This is a genomic window from Qipengyuania sp., from assembly GCF_048550555.1.
GTDB lineage: Bacteria > Pseudomonadota > Alphaproteobacteria > Sphingomonadales > Sphingomonadaceae > Qipengyuania.
The window spans coordinates 1-15489 of record NZ_JBLYYF010000040.1 but is presented as its reverse complement, the minus strand read 5'-3'; the positions used below and the strand labels follow the sequence as shown (position 1 = coordinate 15489).

Genomic DNA, 15489 nt, shown 5'->3' with positions numbered 1-15489 from the left:
CCCCATATGCAAGGGCATGGCAGGACCTCCTCCCAAACCTTGGCCCACCGGGCAGGCGATGCAGCTCGAACCGCTGGTGCGGCGCGTGCTCGCTCCCAACCCCTCGCCCTATACCTATACCGGCACACAGACCTATATCGTCGGCCTCGGCGATGGCTGCGCGGTGATCGACCCCGGCCCCGATGATCCGGCCCACCTGCTGGCGCTCGACGCCGCGATCGGGGAGGAACATGTCTGTGCGATCATGTGCACACATACCCACCGCGACCATTCCCCCGCCGCGAAGACGCTTGCTGCACGCACGGGAGCCCCAGTCGTAGGCTGCGCCCCGCTGGTGCTCGACGACAGCGGCCCGCGCGCCGACGCGGCCTTCGACCGAACCTACGAACCCGACCGCGTCATGGAAACCGGCGAGGCGATGACCGGCCCCGGCTGGACGCTCACCGCCGTAGCGACCCCCGGGCACGTATCCAACCATCTGTGCTTCGCTCTCGAAGAGAGTGGGGCGCTGTTCACCGGCGATCACATCATGGGCTGGTCGACCAGCGTGGTGATCCCGCCCGATGGCGACATGGGTGACTACATGCAGAGCTTGGAGAAGCTCTATGCGCGCGAGGACCGCGTCTATTATCCAGCGCACGGAGAGGCAGTGGACAAGCCGCGCCAGCTTGTCCGCGGAATGATCGGCCACCGCCGTCAGCGCGAAAGCCAGATCGTCCGCCATCTCGGCGAAGGCCCGCATACATCGGCGGATTTCGTTCCGAAGATGTACAAGGGTCTCGACCCCAAACTGCACAAGGCGGCGGAAATGTCGGTCACGGCGCATCTCATCGATCTGGAACGCCGCGGCCTCGTCGCCCGTTCGGGCGATGTATGGCAGACGATCTGAAAACGCGCGAACCCACGATCCAGCCCGAGCTGCACCGCGACCAGCCGCTCGCCCGCGTGCAGGCATTGCCGTGGCTGATCGTGATCGTCCTTCTCGCCGCCGTCGCATGGCTCGGGTGGCGGGCTTTCCTCTACGAGGAGGAAGGCGACCCGGTCGGCAGCGCCATGCTCGCCTTCGAGAAGCAGAACTCGCTGACCGTCTTCTCCTCGCGCTTCGAAGTTGTCGCCGAGAGCGTCGACCGGCGCGGCGTGCTCAATCTCGACCTGCTCGAAAGCCGCCAGGCCGCGATCATTCCGGCGACCGTCGAATACCGGCTCGATCTGTCGAGCATGGATCGCGACCGCTTCGGATGGAATCCCGAAACCGAAACGCTCTCGGTCGAGCTCCCCACGCTGCGCATCTCGCGACCAAATCTCGACGAGGCGGCGCAGAAGACCTTCACCGAAGGCACCTATGTCAGTCGCGATGCCAGTGCCGACCTGGCCCGCAACAATTCGCGTCAGGCGGAACGCAAGGCAGCCGAGTTCGCAAAAAATCCCGAAGTCCTCGCGCTGGCGAGAGAGGCAGCCAAGGAAGCCGTGCGCCAGAACCTTGCGATCCCGATGCAGGTTGCAGGCTATGGCGACGTCAAGGTGGAGGTGCGTTTCGACGGAGAGCCGATTCCAGACCGCTAAACGGTACTTTCCTCCGTCTTCGGATCGCAGTATTAGGCATGCAATACACCGGACAATGCGGGTCGCGCATTGTGGAGGGAACTCATGGCTACCATTGCTGGGGGCGGCCCGCGCCCCGTTGCCGATTCTGCGGAGCGGCGCTTTTTCCTGATCATGGCGCTGGTCATGGCGACGACGATCGTCGCAGGCTTTTCGCTGAACCTCGCGATGGGCCGGTCGACCTTCGCCGTGCCGCTCGCCTATCATGTCCATGCCTTCATTTTCATGGGCTGGATCGGCCTCTATGTCGCGCAGCACCTCACCGCTTCGGCCGGACAATGGGCGCTCCACCGCAGCCTCGGCAGGCTGGCCTATGTGTGGGTGCCGTTGATGGTGGCGGCAGGAAGCGTCATCATGGTCACGGTCGCGCGGCGTACGGGCGGGCCGTTCTTTTTCGACGTCAACGAGTTCCTCGTCAGCAATCTCGCCCTGCTGGTGTGCTTCGGCGGGCTCGCCTGGTGGGCCTTGCGGCGCCAGCGCTACAACGGTTGGCATCGCCGGCTAATGCTGTGCTCGATGGCGATCCTGACCGGGCCTGGGTTGGGCCGCCTTCTGCCCATGCCCTTCATGATACCCTACGCCTGGATCATCACCACCGCCCTCACGATGCTCTTTCCTATTATCGGCATGATCGCCGACAAGCGCCGCACCGGGAGCGTCCACTCCGCCTATTGGTGGGGCCTCGGCATCTATGCAGCGGTGTTCGTCGCTTCCATGGCACTCGCCTATTCGCCGCTCGGCTACGCATTCACCGATTGGGTTATCGCCGGGACGCCGGGGGCGGAGCGTCCGATGCAGGCCTTCCTGCCACCGGGTTTTGCCATGTGATCGCCGCACAACCGGACTTGTCCGGAACGCACTCGCCATCGGGCCCGTTCTGTCTATAAGCGCCCAAACGCCAGAGAACGGGATCACCGATGACTGCCGAAACCAAGCTTCCTGCCGGACAGGATTTGCTCGCCGAGATCGATCGCCTCCGCAAGGAGAAGAACGCGATCATCCTCGCGCATTACTACCAGACCGCCGACATCCAGGACATCGCCGACTTCGTCGGCGACAGCCTCGAGCTCTCGCGCAAGGCGGCCGAAACCGACGCCGACGTGATCGTCTTCTGCGGCGTGAAGTTCATGGCCGACACTGCCAAGATCCTCAGCCCCGAGAAGATCGTCGTGCTGCCCGACATGGACGCGGGCTGCAGCCTCGAGGACAGCTGCCCGCCAGACAAGTTCAAGGCATTTCGCGAAAAGCACCCCGACCATATCGCGCTGACCTACATCAACTGCTCGACAGAGGTGAAGGCGCTCAGCGACGTCATCGTCACCAGTTCCAGCGCCGAGACGATCATCAGCCAAATCCCCGAGGACCAGAAGATCATCTTCGGCCCCGACCGGCATCTGGGCGGCTACATGAGCCGCAAGTTCGGTCGCGAAATGCTGCTGTGGCCGGGTGTCTGCATCGTCCACGAGGCCTTCAGCGAGACCGAGCTGCTCAAACTCAAGGCGCAGCACCCCGGTGCGCCCGTCGCCGCACATCCGGAATGTCCGCCGACCATCGTCGACCATGCGGACTACGTCGGCTCGACCAGCGGCATCCTCCAGTTCGCGCAGACCTTCGAAGGCGACACGCTGATCGTCGCGACCGAACCGCACATCATCCACCAGATGGAAAAGGCGCTGCCCGAAAAGACTTTCATCGGTGCCCCCGGCGCGGACGGCAACTGTAGTTGCAACATCTGCCCCTATATGGCGCTGAACACGATGGAGAAGATGTACGCCTGCCTGCGCGATCTCGAGCCGCGCATCGAGATTGAGGAAGGCCTGCGCCTGAAAGCCCAGCAAAGCCTCGACCGCATGCTCGAAATGGCCAGCGGCACCATCGGCAAGGGCGATCTGGGGAGGGTCTGACACAATGATTGAGGGAGAGAACACAATGGTCGCACGCCTGGCAATGGCCGCCGCGCTTTGCTTCACCGCCGCCCCGCTCGCGGCGCAGGATACCGACGCCGACGATCCCTATATCTGGCTCGAGGAGATCCAGGGCGAGAAGGCGCTGGCCAAGGTCGACCAGTGGAATGCCGATACCGAGGCTGTGCTGACGGTCCAGCCGGAATACCCGGTGGCCAGGGCGTGGGCGAAGCAGATCCTCGACGACACGCGCCAGATTGCCATGCCCGATGCAATCATGGGCGACCAGGTTACAAACCTGTGGCGCGACGCGGACAATCCGCGCGGCCTGTGGCGCATCGCCAGCCTCGATAGCTACATGGCGGGCACGCCCGAGTGGCGCACGCTGATCGATGTCGACCAGCTCGGCCGCGACGAGGGCAAGAGCTGGGTCTGGCACGGCGCGAATTGCCTCGCCCCGGAATATACCCGTTGCCTCGTTTCGATCAGCGCGGGCGGCACCGATGCCGACGTGGTTCGCGAGTTCGATGTCACTAGCGGCCAATTCGTCGACGGCGGCTTCACCCTGCCCGAGGCGAAATCCAACGTCGCATGGTTCGACGCGGATACGCTGTTCGTCGGCACCGACGAGGGCGAAGGATCGCTCACCGATTCAGGCTATCCGCGCCTTGTCAGGCTATGGCAGCGCGGGACCGACTTCTCCGCTGCACGGCAGGTCGCGGAGGGCGAACAGGCCGACATCAGCGTTTCGGGCTTCTCGGTCCTCGACGGCGATACGCGCTGGCGCTTCATCAATCGCAGCCCGAGCTTCTGGACCAATGAATTCGCCTTGGTGAAGGAAGACGGGACGACGGTGACCCTGCCGCTTCCCGAGGACGCCGAATTCGAGGCCGTGCTCGGCGGGTTCGTCATCGCCAAGCTCAATTCCGAACTCGAGACCGCAGACGGTGCCGAACAGCCCGGCGCCCTGCTTGCCTGGTCGCTCGACGATGTGCTGCGCGGTGTCGAAAGCGCCCCCCTCACCATCTTCCGCCCCAGCGAAACGCAGGCGGTCGAACAGGTCGCGGCATCGGAAACCAAGCTCTGGGTCAAGGTGCTCGACGACGTGTCGGGCAAGCTGATCGAGCTGTCGCCCGCAAGTTCGGGCTGGACGCCGCGCGAAACGGACCTGCCTGCCAACAGCACGATCCAGATCGCCGAGACAAGCGGCAAGGGCGATACCGCCTTCGTCACGGTCGAGAGCATGCTTACGCCGCCGACGCTCTACGCCGTACCGAGCGAAGGTGCGCCGGTCGCCGTTGCCAGCGAACCGGCGCAGTTCGATGCGAGCAGGTTCACCGTCGAACAGAAATTCGCGACCTCGAAGGACGGCACCAAGGTCCCCTATTACCTTGTTCGTCCGAAGGGCGCCGAAGGACCCTTGCCCACGCTGATCCACGCCTATGGCGGCTTCCGCGCGGCGCAGACCCCCAAATACCTGACCGCCGAACCTTACCGCAGCGGCCCGCTGGCGCTGTTCTGGGTCGAAAGCGGCAACGCCTATGTCCTCGCCAACATCCGCGGCGGCGGCGAGTACGGCCCGCGCTGGCACGAGGACGCGCTGCGCGAGAAACGCCAGAACAGCTTCGACGATTTCCACGCCGTGGCCGACGATCTTGTTGCCAACCGCCTCGCCAAACCCGGTCGCATCGCGGCCTCCGGCCGGTCGAACGGCGGCGTGCTGGTCGGCGCGGTCGCCAACCAGCGCCCCGACCTCTATGGCGCGATCATCTCGGGCAGCCCGCTGATCGACATGCGGCGCTACAATAAATTGCTGGCAGGCGCCTCGTGGATGGCCGAATACGGCAATCCCGACGTGCCCGAAGACTGGGCCTTCATGAAGGAATGGTCGCCCTATCAGAACATGAGCGACGAGCCCGGCGTCCCCGCCGCCTTCTATTATCTCTCGACGCTCGACGACCGCGTGCATCCGGGGCACGCACGCAAGGCCGCGGCCAAGCACGAGGCATACGGCCAAACGTTCTACTACCACGAATACCGCGAGGGCGGTCATTCGGTCGGCGCCGATCACGTGGAAGATGCCAAGCGGGCGGCGCTGCTGCTCGCCTATCTCAATCGCGAGATCGGCAGCGGGGCGGACTAAGGCACCCAAATGCGGCTCACGCGTTCATCCCGTGACCGACACTGGCAGGGGATGGGCGCTTGACCGCCGACATACGCTTTTTCTGGGCGCGGCTTAACGCGAACTACTGGTTCTATCCGGCACTCTTTTCGGTGATCGGAGGGGCCCTGGCCTTCGTCATGGTCTGGATCGACCGCGCCGGATTTGCCGAGTTCCTCAACGAGGTCGACTGGATCGTCCCCGCGCGCCCGCAGGGGGCGGCGAACATGCTCACCGTCATGGCGGGCAGCATGATCGGGGTCGCCTCGACCGTGTTCTCGATCACGATCGCCGCGGTCGCCTATGCCAGCGGCAATTACGGCCCGCGCCTGCTGACCAATTTCATGGAGGACCGCGGCAACCAGCTGAGCCTGGCGACCTTCATCGGCAGCTTCGTCTATGCGCTGATCGTGCTGCGCGCGGTCCGTGCCGAGGACGAGACCCCCGCAGCGGCGGCAGATGCGGCGGCCACGGCGCTCCCTGGCTTCACACCGCAACTCTCGCTGCTCGTCGCCTATGCGCTGATGGGGCTCTGCGTGGCGGTGCTGGTCTTTTTCCTCAACCACATCCCCTCGTCCATCCGCATCAACAAGGTGCTCAAGGATATCGGCGAACGCCTGCTCGACGCGATCTGCGAGACCTATCCGGTCGAGGACGAGTTCCGCGACGCGCTGCCATCCCAAGGGGGCAAGCCGCTCACCGCATGGGATACGGGCTATGTGCAGCTGATCGATTTCGACGACCTCGCCCGGATCGCGCGCAAGTGCGGCTGCACTTTCTCGCTCCGCGTGCGCACAGGCGACTTCGTCCATCGCGACATGCCCTTCATCGATGTCGCGGGATCCAGCCCGGAGGACATCGAGAACCGCGTACGCGACTGCTTCACGCTTGGCTCGACGCGCACCCCCGAACAGGATCCCCAGTTCCTGATCGACGAACTGGTGGAGATCGGCCTGCGCGCCCTGTCCCCCGGAATCAACGATCCCTTCACCGCGATCAACGCGCTCCACTGGCTCGGCGCGGCGACGGCCGAGATCGGACGGCGCGATCTGCGCAAGGAGATTTGCGGGCAGGATGGGGAGGATTGCCCCGTCATTCCCTTACCCGACGATTTCGACCATTATGTCAGCCGGGGTTTCGGCGCCATGCGCAGCGCGGTCGCCGCCTCGCCTATCGCATCGGAGGTGATGCTCGATACGCTGGCCAATGCGGCGATGCCGATACGTCACGAGAAGCGGCAGGCGCTGCTCAAGGAGCAGGCCGAAAAGCTCGCCGAGCAAGCGCGCCTCACTCTGGTCGGTCCCGATTTAGAGCGCTTCGAGGCCCACCTGACCGAGTTCAACCGGACCTTCTGGTAGCGCGTCAGCGAACCCGGCCGACCTTGCCCGAAACGCGCGCCAGGACCAGCGCCGTACCGACGAGCATCATTCCGAGGATGTCGAGCGGCATGAGCAACTCGCCAAAGACGAGCCAGCCGACCAGCGCCGCGATGGCAGGCTGAGTAAGCAGCGCCATGCCGATGATCAGCGGCGGGAAGTGCCGCAGCGAATAGACCAGCAGGCCCTGCCCGACGATCTGGCTGCTGAGCGCGAGGACGAGCACCGGCGTCCAGCCGGCGGCACCCGGCCACACCGGCTCGCCCGCCGCGAGCGCCATGCCGAACAGCAGCGGCGTGGCAGCTATGCTGACCAGCATCAGCACCGCCCATGGCCCCAGCACCGCCCGCGCACGCTGCGCCGGCAGCAGGTAGAAGGCGTAGAATATCCCCGCCGCCAGGCAGAACAGGTCGCCGACGAAGCTCGTGGTCGAAATCTCCAGACTGCGCCCCAGGAGGATGGCCGCACCTGCAAGCGCAGCGGCCACTCCGGCCGCTTCCGCACCCAGCGGTGCCCGGCGGGCTGCGATCAGCCCCCAGACCATCAGGATCACGCTGCCGGCATTGCCGAACAGTGTGGCATTGGCGAGGCGAGTACGCTCGATACCGATGTGCCAGCTGGCCAGATCGAAGGCGAAAAAGGCACCGGCGAGCATGCACAGCAGCGCGAGCTTGCGGTCGAGCGGACCAGGCGATCGTCCCCGCCATGCCAGCAGTGCGAGCAGCGGCAACGGCAGGAGCAATCGCCAGAACGCAGCCGAGACGGGGCCGGTATCGGCAAGGCGCACGAGCCATGGCCCCAGCGCAAGCGCGACATTGCCGGCGATCAGCGCGGCAAAGTGCCACGCGTCGACCTGAAAGCCATTCTTGTCCGGCGTGGCGGTTGCGCGGTCCATGACCCGCCCCTAGCTCAATGGCCAAGTCGCGCCAGCAAAAAGGATTTGTCCCGCATGCACGATAGCCTGTTCCAGCCGCTGACAATGGGGGCCCTCGAGGCCAAGAACCGCATCTTCATGGCCCCGCTCACGCGCGGTCGCTCGACCCAGCCGGGTTCGGTCCCGAACGAAATGATGGCAACCTATTACCGCCAGCGCGCGAGCGCCGGCCTGATCATCTCGGAAGCGACCGGGATCAGCGTCGAAGGCCTCGGCTGGCCTGCCGCACCCGGCATCTGGAGCGAGGAGCAGGTCGCAGGCTGGAAGCTGGTGACCGACGCCGTGCACGAGGAAGGCGGCCTCATCGTCCTCCAGCTGTGGCACATGGGCCGCCTCGTCCATCCGCTGTTCCTCGACGGCAATCCGCCGGTCTCGGCGAGCGCGACGACCGCCCCGGGCCACGCGCACACGTTCGAGGGCCGCAAGGACTACGAACGGGCGCGCGAGGCGACCACCGAGGATATCAAGCGCATCGTCGAGGACTACCGCCACGCCGCCGAAAACGCGAAGAAGGCCGGCTTCGACGGGGTCCAGCTGCACGGCGCGAATGGTTATCTGGTCGACCAGTTTCTGCGCGACAGCACCAATCTGCGCACCGACGAATATGGCGGTGACCCCGAAAACCGCACGCGCTTCCTGCGCGAGGTCCTGACCGCCCTGATCGACGTCTGGGGCGCGGATCGCGTCGGCGTACGCCTCTCCCCCAATGGCGAGACGCAGGGCTGCGACGACAGCGACCCGGCCGCGATCTTCGGCGCCGCCGCCCGCGTCGTCGAGGACCTCGGCCTTGCCTTCCTCGAACTGCGCGAGCCGGGCCCCGACGGCACTTTCGGCTCGACCGAAGTCCCCAAGCAGAGCCCGCTCATTCGCCAGCTCTATTCGGGCGCCCTTGTGCTCAACAGCGACTATACGCCCGAGGGCGCGGTGGCGGATATCGACGCTGGCCGGGCCGATGCGATCAGCTGGGGCCGCGATTTCATTTCCAATCCCGACCTGCCCGCACGTTTCCGCCTGGGCTTGGCAATCGCCCCTAATGTCAATGTTCCGCATAGTTGGTATGGATCGGGACCGGAGGGTTACATCGATTACCCGATGGTAACCGAGGTCAAGCAAACTGCCGCCGGGTGATTCGCCGTGCGGCGAGAAACTGGAGGCAAGTGTGCGCTCGTGGATCCTGATCCCGGCGGATAATGGAAAGGCGCTCGATGCGGCGGCCGGGGCAGGTGCCGAGGCCGTCGTCATCGATCTCTCCCGACCCTTGCAGCCTGCCCGGCAGGCCACCGCGAGGACCGATGCGACCGACTGGTTGCGCGCGCATCGCGAACAGGTGCTCGCGCAACGCAGGTTCGAACGCTGGGCGCGGATCCCCGGTCTCGATACGCCGCATTGGCGCGACGACCTCGAAGCCGCGATGAACGGCTCACCGCATGGCATCGTGCTGTCGCACTGCCGCGGGGCCGAGGACATTCGCCAACTGGCCTCGGTCCTTTACGAGATCGAGGATCGGGCGGGCCTCGCCGCCAATGTCACGCGCATCGTCCCGCAGCTCGGTTCGACCCCGGCCTGCGCCTTGGCGCTGGGGCGCCTCGTCGACGAATTGCACCCCCGAGTCAGCGCGCTGACGTGGGATGCCGTCGCGCTGGCCCATGCCATCGGCGCCCGCCGGCTGCGCGGCCCCGGGGGGCGCTGGAGCGACCCGCTCGCTCAGGTACGCGGACAGCTGTTGCTCATCGCGCATGCCCGCGGGCTCGGGGCGATCGAATATCCGTTTCGGGAAATCCGCGACGAGGACGCGGGATTACGGATCGCCGAAACAGCCAGGGCCGACGGCTTCACCGGCATGTTCGCGATCCACCCTTCGCAGGTAGCGGGCATCAACGCCGCCTTCGCTCCGATCGAAAGCGAGACGAGCGAAGCCATGAAGGTCGTCTCGGCATTCGCCACCAATCCGGGCGCAAGCATGGTGACGGTAGGCGATCGCCGGGTCGGCCCGACCGAACTGCTGCGTGCCAAGCGCCTGCTCGGCGAGGACTAATCCTCCGCGGGAGCCTCTGCGACGGGCTCCGCCGCCTCCGCCGGTGCGGCCTCGCCATCGCTTTCCGCGCTGTCAGCCTCCGCCTCGCTCGCAGCCGGGGTGCCAGATTGCGACGCGGGCTCTTCGCGGAGGGAAGGCGCCTGCGAACGCAGTCGGTCGAGCGGGAGCATGTCGTCGCTGATCGTGCCCCCCAGCACCTCGCCCTGGGCATTGCGCCCGGCCTCGGCCGGCGTTTCTTCGGCGGGCGTATCGTCGCCGCAGGCCCACAGCAGCGCCGTGCCTGCGACCAACAAGGCAGCTGTTCGAAACGTCATGGCAGCGCGCAGGCCTTTCCTTCGAGCGCTTCGAGGAAATCGCCGAAGCGCGCCCGCAATGCCTCATCGAAGGCCGCGGGCGCAAGGTCGATTCCGAGCCGCTGGAGGCTGGTGACGCCGAATTCCTCGATCCCGCAGGGAACTATACCGGTGAAATGCGACAGATCGGGAGCCAGATTGACCGAGAAGCCGTGCATCGTCACCCAACGCCGCACGCGCACGCCGATTGCGCCGATCTTGGCCTCACGGCCATCGATATCGCGCGTCCAGATGCCGATGCGCCCTTCGCTGCGCCAGCTTTCGACCCCGATGTCCGCCAGCGTGGCGATGACCCAGCCCTCGACCGAGTGGACGAAGCAGCGCACGTCGCGGCCGCGTTGCTTGAGATCGAGCATGACGTAGCCGACCCGCTGGCCGGGCCCGTGATAAGTATAGCGCCCGCCGCGCCCCGCCTCGACCACCTCGAAGCGCGGGTCGAGCAGCTCGGCCCCGTCGGCGCTGGTCCCGGCGGTATAGACCGGTGGGTGCTCGAGCAGCCAGACCATTTCCGCTGCCTGCCCCTCGGCGATCGCACGGTTGCGCTCGGTCATGGCTTCCAGCGCGTCGCGATAGCCGATCTGCCCCGGCTCCGTGCGCCATTCGATGGTTTCGGGTGAAGGCATGGACATGCGCGATTGCGTGGCGACTGGCGAAGCGCTTATCAAGGGGCAAAGGAGAGAGCCCCGCATGAAATTCGATCTCGACACCGCGTGGAAGGACGCCACCGGATTGCTGTCGCGCAATTTCGGACTGCTGGCAGTAATCGCCGGCGTGTTCTTCTTCCTGCCCTATGCCGGGATCACGCTCGCCCTGCCTGAAGTGGCCGATCTGCAGAAGGCGCAAGCGACCGGCAATCCCGACACCATGATGGCCGCGGTGACCGAACTCTACGTGGGATACTGGTGGGTGTTCCTGATCCTCGCCTTGGTCCAGGGCGCCGGCCTGCTGGCCATGCTGGCGCTGGTCCGGCGGCGCGCCAATCCCACCGTGGGCGAGGCGCTGGCCACCGGCGCGCGGTCGGTGCCTAGCTATATCGCCGCACAATTGATGCAATCGGCGCTGATCGCGATCGTGGCGATGCTGCTGGTGGGGCTCGGCGCGGTCACCGGCCTGCAGCTGCTCGCGGCGCTCGGCGGGGTGATCGCGTTCGTCGTCATCTGCTACATCGTCACCAAGCTCTCGCTCGCCGCACCGGTGATCGCGATCGAGGGTGAACTCAACCCGATCAGGGCGCTCCGGCGCTCGTGGTCGCTGACGCGCGGCAACAGCGTGCGGCTGTTCGCCTTCTACCTGCTGTTGCTGATCGCCTTCATCGTGCTGTCGGCGGTTCTCTCGCTGGTCTTCGGCCTCGGCTTCGCGCTGTTCGGCGAACAGGCGGCGCTGCTCGGCGAAGCCGTCATGTCGGGCTTCGTCAATGCGACGATGATCGTGATCGTGGTCTGCGTACTCGCGGCGGTGCACACGCAGCTCAACCGCCTGGCGCGTGGGCCGGACGGCGCGGTCGAGGCCTAGGCCTCGCTGTCCTTCCAGCCCCAGAAGAGCTGGCAGGGAAGCACGTTCCACAATTCGAAACCGCGGTCGATGCGGCGGAAGTGCTTGGCCATGAAGTCGCGCGCCTTGGCCGAGAACTGGTAGACGAGGAAGGCGCCACCGGGACGGATCACATCGTGGGTTGCCTTGGCAATCGCCGGGCCGACCCCGTCGGGAAGCGTCGAGAAGGGCAGGCCCGAGAGGACGTAGTCCGCCCCATCGTGGCCATGGGCCTTGACGATTTCGACCACATCGGCCGCCGACCCGTGCACTGCATGGAAGCGGCTGTCACGGAAGTGCTTGCGGAGATAGTCGATATACAGCGGATTGGTGTCGATCACGATCAGCGTGCCGTCGCGGCGCAACCGGTCGAGCACCGGCTGGCAGAAGGTGCCGACGCCTGGGCCGTATTCGACGAAGACCTCGCACCGCCCCCAGTCGACCGGGGCCAGCATCTTCTCGATGGTGAAGCGCGATGAGGGGATGATCGATCCGACCATTCGCGGATGTTCGAGAAAGCCGCGGAAGAACACGCCCCACTGACCGAAGAAGCGCGCGGCCTTCTGCCGCATGCCGGGTCGTTCGATTACGCCAACGCTTTGATCCGAATTCAAGTGAGACTTCCTTGCGACCTCAGGCAACAAACCTGCGGTCTGGCAGCCTGTCTTCGCCATTGCAAGCGGCCCGACCTCGGCTTACCCGACGAGCTATGGCCGAAACCGATCCCGCCTCGACGCTCGCCCGGCCCGCGCCGGCGGCCTCCTCCGCCATCCCGCGCGGGCGCATGGCGTTGCTTTTCACGGTGATGCTGACCACGGCGGCGGGAAACACCGCCATGCAATCGGTGATGCCCTCGATCGGCACCGAACTGGGTGTGGCCGATGTGTGGATCAGCCTGGCCTACAGCTGGTCGGCGCTGCTGTGGGTGATCTGCGCGCCGCTGTGGGCCGACCGTTCCGACCGGCGCGGCCGCAAGGCGATGATGGCGCTGGGCCTGGTCGGCTTCATCGTCAGTTTCACCTTGTGCGGCGCGATGCTGTGGCTGGGCCTCAACGGCATTCTGGGCGCGACCGCCGCCCTGCTCGCCTTCGCCGCCGCGCGCAGCCTCTATGGCGGCTTCGGCAGCGCGGCCCCGCCGGCGGTGCAGGCCTATGTCGCCAGCCGCACGCCGCGCGCGCAGCGCACACAGGCGCTCTCGCTGATCGCCTCCAGCTTCGGCCTGGGAACCGTCATCGGCCCTGCCCTCGCCCCGCTGATGGTGCTGCCGGTGATCGGCCTGACCGGTCCCTTCCTGATCTTCTCGGCCATCGGCGTGATCGCGCTGGTGCTGTTGCGGCTGCGGCTGCCCGACGACGAACCGCAGTTCCCGGCGCGCGGAACCACCGCGGCCTATGCCGGCGGCGCCAATGCCACCAATGCCGACCCCGATCCCGACCGCGACGGCGAGGCGCAGGAGGTCGAGCCGCAGGCCTCCGCACGCAAACTGCGCTGGTTCGAGCCGCGGCTGAGGCCGTGGATCGTCTGCGGCCTGCTGGGCGGGCACGCCCAGGCCATGGTACTCGGCATAGCGGGGTTCCTCGTCCTCGACCGGCTCGGCCTGCGAGCGACCCCAGCGGAAGGGACCGGCCCGATCGGGCTGGTGCTGATGGCGGGCGCGCTGGCCACCCTGCTCGCCCAGTGGGGGATCATCCCGCGCTTCGATCTCGGCCCGCGCGCCGCCACGCTGGTCGGTATCGCCACCGCGGCAGCGGGCACCGTGCTGCTCGGGGTGGCGCAGGATCTCCACCTGATCGCGCTGTCCTTCGCGCTCGCCTCGCTCGGCTTCGGGCTCTTCCGCCCGGGATCGACGGCGGGTACCTCGCTCGCGGTCACACGCGAGGAGCAGGGGCAGGCCTCGGGCATCACCGCCTCGGTCGCAGGGGCGAGCTACATCTACGCCCCCGCGCTCGGCGTGTGGTCCTACAATCACTCCGAATGGGTCGGATTCGGCCTCATCGTCGGCCTGTGCCTCGCCGTCTTCGCCTATGGCTTGGTCGCGCTGCAGCCCGACAGCGAGCTTACGCGCGAACGGCGCTAGTCTGCTCGCCTGACGGCTCGGCTGTTCCGCCCCACGCCCCCTCCCGGCCACCCATCAGATACCGTGCCGTGGGTGGCCGAGAGGGGGTGTGGGATGGGACCGCAAGGGCCGGACAGAGGTCCGGTCCGCACGCGACAAGCTAAAGAATTTCGAGCACCGTATCCTGCGGGCGGCACAGGCGCACGCCCTTGTCGGTCTCAACCAGCGGCCGCTCGATCAGGATCGGATCGGCCGCCATCGCCGCCAGCACGGCGTCGGCCGACGCATCGGGGAGGCCGCGCTCTTCGGCGTCGGTGCCGCGCAGGCGGAGGCCCTGGTTGGGAGTGAGCCCCGCGTCGCGATAGAGCTGCGCCAGCTTCTCCGCGCTCGGCGGATCCTTGAGATATTCGATCACTTCGACCTCGACCTTCGACAGGTTCTCGAGGATCGCGAGCGTCTTGCGCGACGTGCCGCATTTCGGATTGTGCCAGATGGTCGCCTTCATCGGTCGAATCTCCTCCTGAGGTGGGGAGGCCTAGGCGAGAGAGCGGCCGGACGAAAGCGGCCTTCGCGCTTTTTCCTGCGACAAGCTCCGCTCCAACGGCACCGTGGCTACTCGTCGGCCTGCGGGGCGCCTATCGCAGGGACTTCGCGCGCGGCATCCGCGGTGCTGACACCCGGAGCGGGCGCGGCGCTGATGGTCTCCGCACGCCGCGCCACCCGCCCCGCCCGCTCTATCGCCCGGACCAGCCGCGGATAGACGCCGCAGCGGCAGAGATTGGGAATCGCCGCCTTGATCTCCGCCTCGCTCGGGGTCGCGGTCTTGGCCAGCAGCGCGCTCGCCGCCATGACCATGCCCGGCGTGCAAAAGCCGCACTGGATCGCCTGTTCGGCGACCATTGCCTGCTGCACCGGGTGCGAGCGGTCGCGGCTCAGCCCTTCGATCGTGGTAATGAAGCGACCTTCGGCTTCGGCAATGGTGATCAGGCAGCTGCGCAGCGCCTCGCCGTCGACATGGACCATGCAGGCGCCGCAATCGCCGACCCCGCAACCGTATTTGGTCCCGGTGAGATTGGCCGCGTCGCGCAGCGCCCACAGCAGCGGCGTGTCGGGGTCCATCAGGAAGCGAACGGGCTTCCCGTTGACGGTCATGCTGGTCATGGGGCGCTTCTAGCGCGAGCGGTCAGTATTTCCAGCTGTCGTCCAGCTTCGACACGCGGCGCTTCCAGGCCTCGAAGTCGAACACACCCGCGCCGCCCTGCGAAGCCATGACCGACAAATCGCGCTGGTGGACGTCGACGACATCCTGCGAAATCACGTTCGCCTCGCCCTGGCTGAGCGTCGCGACCTGAATCTCGCAGGCGCGCTGGAGCGCCCACATCTTCACGAACATGCCGGGGATGGTCTTGTCCATAACCACCGGGCCATGGTTGCGCAGCATCAGGATCGAATGATCGCCGAGATTCTCGACCAGCCGCTCGCCCTCTTCCGGACGCACGGTTACGCCTTCGAAATCGTGATAGCCGATCTGGCCCTGG

At 66.4% G+C, this 15489-nt stretch carries 17 protein-coding genes; 10 read left to right on the top strand and 7 right to left on the bottom strand.

What is annotated here, in order from left to right; genetic code table 11:
* The first annotated feature begins 16 nt into the window (after positions 1–16).
* The 6 genes from ACN4E0_RS10625 (at position 17) to ACN4E0_RS10600 (ending at position 7025) form a co-directional block, all read left to right on the top strand.
* The gene (locus ACN4E0_RS10625; protein WP_419567674.1) at positions 17–889 is read left to right on the top strand and encodes an MBL fold metallo-hydrolase; all 873 of its coding nucleotides are present in this window, start codon (positions 17–19) and stop codon (positions 887–889) included.
* Entirely contained in the window at positions 874–1563 is a 690-nt protein-coding gene (locus tag ACN4E0_RS10620; protein WP_419567673.1) for a DUF4230 domain-containing protein, read from the top strand. The genes ACN4E0_RS10625 and ACN4E0_RS10620 overlap by 16 nt, the downstream gene beginning before the upstream one ends.
* An 84-nt stretch (positions 1564–1647) precedes the next feature.
* Complete coding sequence (locus tag ACN4E0_RS10615) at positions 1648–2430, top strand: hypothetical protein (RefSeq protein WP_419567672.1); 783 nt, start codon at positions 1648–1650, stop codon at positions 2428–2430.
* A gap of 89 nt (positions 2431–2519) precedes the next feature.
* Positions 2520–3506, top strand: coding sequence for a quinolinate synthase NadA (gene nadA / locus ACN4E0_RS10610; protein ID WP_419567670.1), 987 nt, complete (start codon positions 2520–2522; stop codon positions 3504–3506).
* A gap of 43 nt (positions 3507–3549) precedes the next feature.
* Complete coding sequence (locus tag ACN4E0_RS10605; protein WP_419567669.1) at positions 3550–5649, top strand: prolyl oligopeptidase family serine peptidase; 2100 nt, start codon at positions 3550–3552, stop codon at positions 5647–5649.
* A gap of 59 nt (positions 5650–5708) precedes the next feature.
* A complete protein-coding gene (locus ACN4E0_RS10600; RefSeq protein WP_419567667.1) occupies positions 5709–7025 on the top strand; it encodes a DUF2254 domain-containing protein in 1317 nt (438 codons plus the stop codon).
* A gap of 4 nt (positions 7026–7029) precedes the next feature.
* On the opposite strand, the gene ACN4E0_RS10595 is transcribed toward ACN4E0_RS10600, so the two are convergent.
* Positions 7030–7938, bottom strand: coding sequence for a DMT family transporter (locus tag ACN4E0_RS10595; RefSeq protein ID WP_419567665.1), 909 nt, complete (start codon positions 7936–7938; stop codon positions 7030–7032).
* 54 nt (positions 7939–7992) lie between these two features.
* On the opposite strand from ACN4E0_RS10595, the gene ACN4E0_RS10590 reads away from it, so the two are divergent.
* A complete protein-coding gene (locus ACN4E0_RS10590; protein WP_419567663.1) occupies positions 7993–9105 on the top strand; it encodes an alkene reductase in 1113 nt (370 codons plus the stop codon).
* A 31-nt stretch (positions 9106–9136) separates the two neighbouring features.
* Positions 9137–10012 (top strand): HpcH/HpaI aldolase/citrate lyase family protein, encoded by an 876-nt coding sequence (locus ACN4E0_RS10585; RefSeq protein WP_419567662.1) that lies wholly within the window; start codon positions 9137–9139, stop codon positions 10010–10012.
* On the opposite strand, the gene ACN4E0_RS10580 is transcribed toward ACN4E0_RS10585, so the two are convergent.
* A complete protein-coding gene (locus tag ACN4E0_RS10580; protein ID WP_419567661.1) occupies positions 10009–10326 on the bottom strand; it encodes a hypothetical protein in 318 nt (105 codons plus the stop codon). The genes ACN4E0_RS10585 and ACN4E0_RS10580 overlap by 4 nt on opposite strands.
* Complete coding sequence (lipB, locus tag ACN4E0_RS10575) at positions 10323–10988, bottom strand: lipoyl(octanoyl) transferase LipB (RefSeq protein WP_419567800.1); 666 nt, start codon at positions 10986–10988, stop codon at positions 10323–10325. Before lipB ends, ACN4E0_RS10580 begins: the two co-directional genes overlap by 4 nt.
* Before the next feature lie 64 nt (positions 10989–11052).
* Here lipB and ACN4E0_RS10570 point away from each other — a divergent pair, with 64 nt between their 5' ends.
* Entirely contained in the window at positions 11053–11877 is an 825-nt protein-coding gene (locus ACN4E0_RS10570) for a glycerophosphoryl diester phosphodiesterase membrane domain-containing protein (RefSeq protein WP_419567660.1), read from the top strand.
* Here the strand turns inward: ACN4E0_RS10570 and ACN4E0_RS10565 are convergent.
* The gene (locus tag ACN4E0_RS10565) at positions 11874–12467 is read right to left on the bottom strand and encodes a class I SAM-dependent methyltransferase (RefSeq protein ID WP_419567798.1); all 594 of its coding nucleotides are present in this window, start codon (positions 12465–12467) and stop codon (positions 11874–11876) included. The genes ACN4E0_RS10570 and ACN4E0_RS10565 overlap by 4 nt on opposite strands.
* A 137-nt stretch (positions 12468–12604) precedes the next feature.
* Between ACN4E0_RS10565 and ACN4E0_RS10560 the strand changes: the two genes are divergently transcribed.
* A complete protein-coding gene (locus tag ACN4E0_RS10560; RefSeq protein WP_419567659.1) occupies positions 12605–13972 on the top strand; it encodes an MFS transporter in 1368 nt (455 codons plus the stop codon).
* A gap of 139 nt (positions 13973–14111) precedes the next feature.
* Here the strand turns inward: ACN4E0_RS10560 and ACN4E0_RS10555 are convergent, their stop codons facing one another.
* The 3 genes from ACN4E0_RS10555 to ACN4E0_RS10545 form a co-directional block, all read right to left on the bottom strand.
* Positions 14112–14456, bottom strand: coding sequence for an ArsC/Spx/MgsR family protein (locus ACN4E0_RS10555; protein WP_419567658.1), 345 nt, complete (start codon positions 14454–14456; stop codon positions 14112–14114).
* Positions 14457–14563: 107 nt separating this feature from the next.
* Entirely contained in the window at positions 14564–15112 is a 549-nt protein-coding gene (locus ACN4E0_RS10550; protein WP_419567656.1) for a (2Fe-2S)-binding protein, read from the bottom strand.
* 22 nt (positions 15113–15134) lie between these two features.
* Positions 15135–15489 (bottom strand): class II aldolase/adducin family protein (locus ACN4E0_RS10545; protein WP_419567655.1); only part of this gene is annotated, 355 nt, incomplete at its 5' end.

Coding starts and splice junctions, on each gene's coding strand:
- ACN4E0_RS10625 (WP_419567674.1), top strand. CDS start 17: ATGGCAGGACCTCCTCCCAAACCTTGGCCCACCGGGCAGGCGATGCAG.
- ACN4E0_RS10620 (WP_419567673.1), top strand. CDS start 874: ATGGCAGACGATCTGAAAACGCGCGAACCCACGATCCAGCCCGAGCTG.
- ACN4E0_RS10615 (WP_419567672.1), top strand. CDS start 1,648: ATGGCTACCATTGCTGGGGGCGGCCCGCGCCCCGTTGCCGATTCTGCG.
- nadA (WP_419567670.1), top strand. CDS start 2,520: ATGACTGCCGAAACCAAGCTTCCTGCCGGACAGGATTTGCTCGCCGAG.
- ACN4E0_RS10605 (WP_419567669.1), top strand. CDS start 3,550: ATGGCCGCCGCGCTTTGCTTCACCGCCGCCCCGCTCGCGGCGCAGGAT.
- ACN4E0_RS10595 (WP_419567665.1), bottom strand. CDS start 7,938: ATGGACCGCGCAACCGCCACGCCGGACAAGAATGGCTTTCAGGTCGAC.
- ACN4E0_RS10590 (WP_419567663.1), top strand. CDS start 7,993: ATGCACGATAGCCTGTTCCAGCCGCTGACAATGGGGGCCCTCGAGGCC.
- ACN4E0_RS10580 (WP_419567661.1), bottom strand. CDS start 10,326: ATGACGTTTCGAACAGCTGCCTTGTTGGTCGCAGGCACGGCGCTGCTG.
- lipB (WP_419567800.1), bottom strand. CDS start 10,988: ATGCCTTCACCCGAAACCATCGAATGGCGCACGGAGCCGGGGCAGATC.
- ACN4E0_RS10570 (WP_419567660.1), top strand. CDS start 11,053: ATGAAATTCGATCTCGACACCGCGTGGAAGGACGCCACCGGATTGCTG.
- ACN4E0_RS10565 (WP_419567798.1), bottom strand. CDS start 12,467: ATGCGGCAGAAGGCCGCGCGCTTCTTCGGTCAGTGGGGCGTGTTCTTC.
- ACN4E0_RS10560 (WP_419567659.1), top strand. CDS start 12,605: ATGGCCGAAACCGATCCCGCCTCGACGCTCGCCCGGCCCGCGCCGGCG.
- ACN4E0_RS10555 (WP_419567658.1), bottom strand. CDS start 14,456: ATGAAGGCGACCATCTGGCACAATCCGAAATGCGGCACGTCGCGCAAG.
- ACN4E0_RS10550 (WP_419567656.1), bottom strand. CDS start 15,112: ATGACCAGCATGACCGTCAACGGGAAGCCCGTTCGCTTCCTGATGGAC.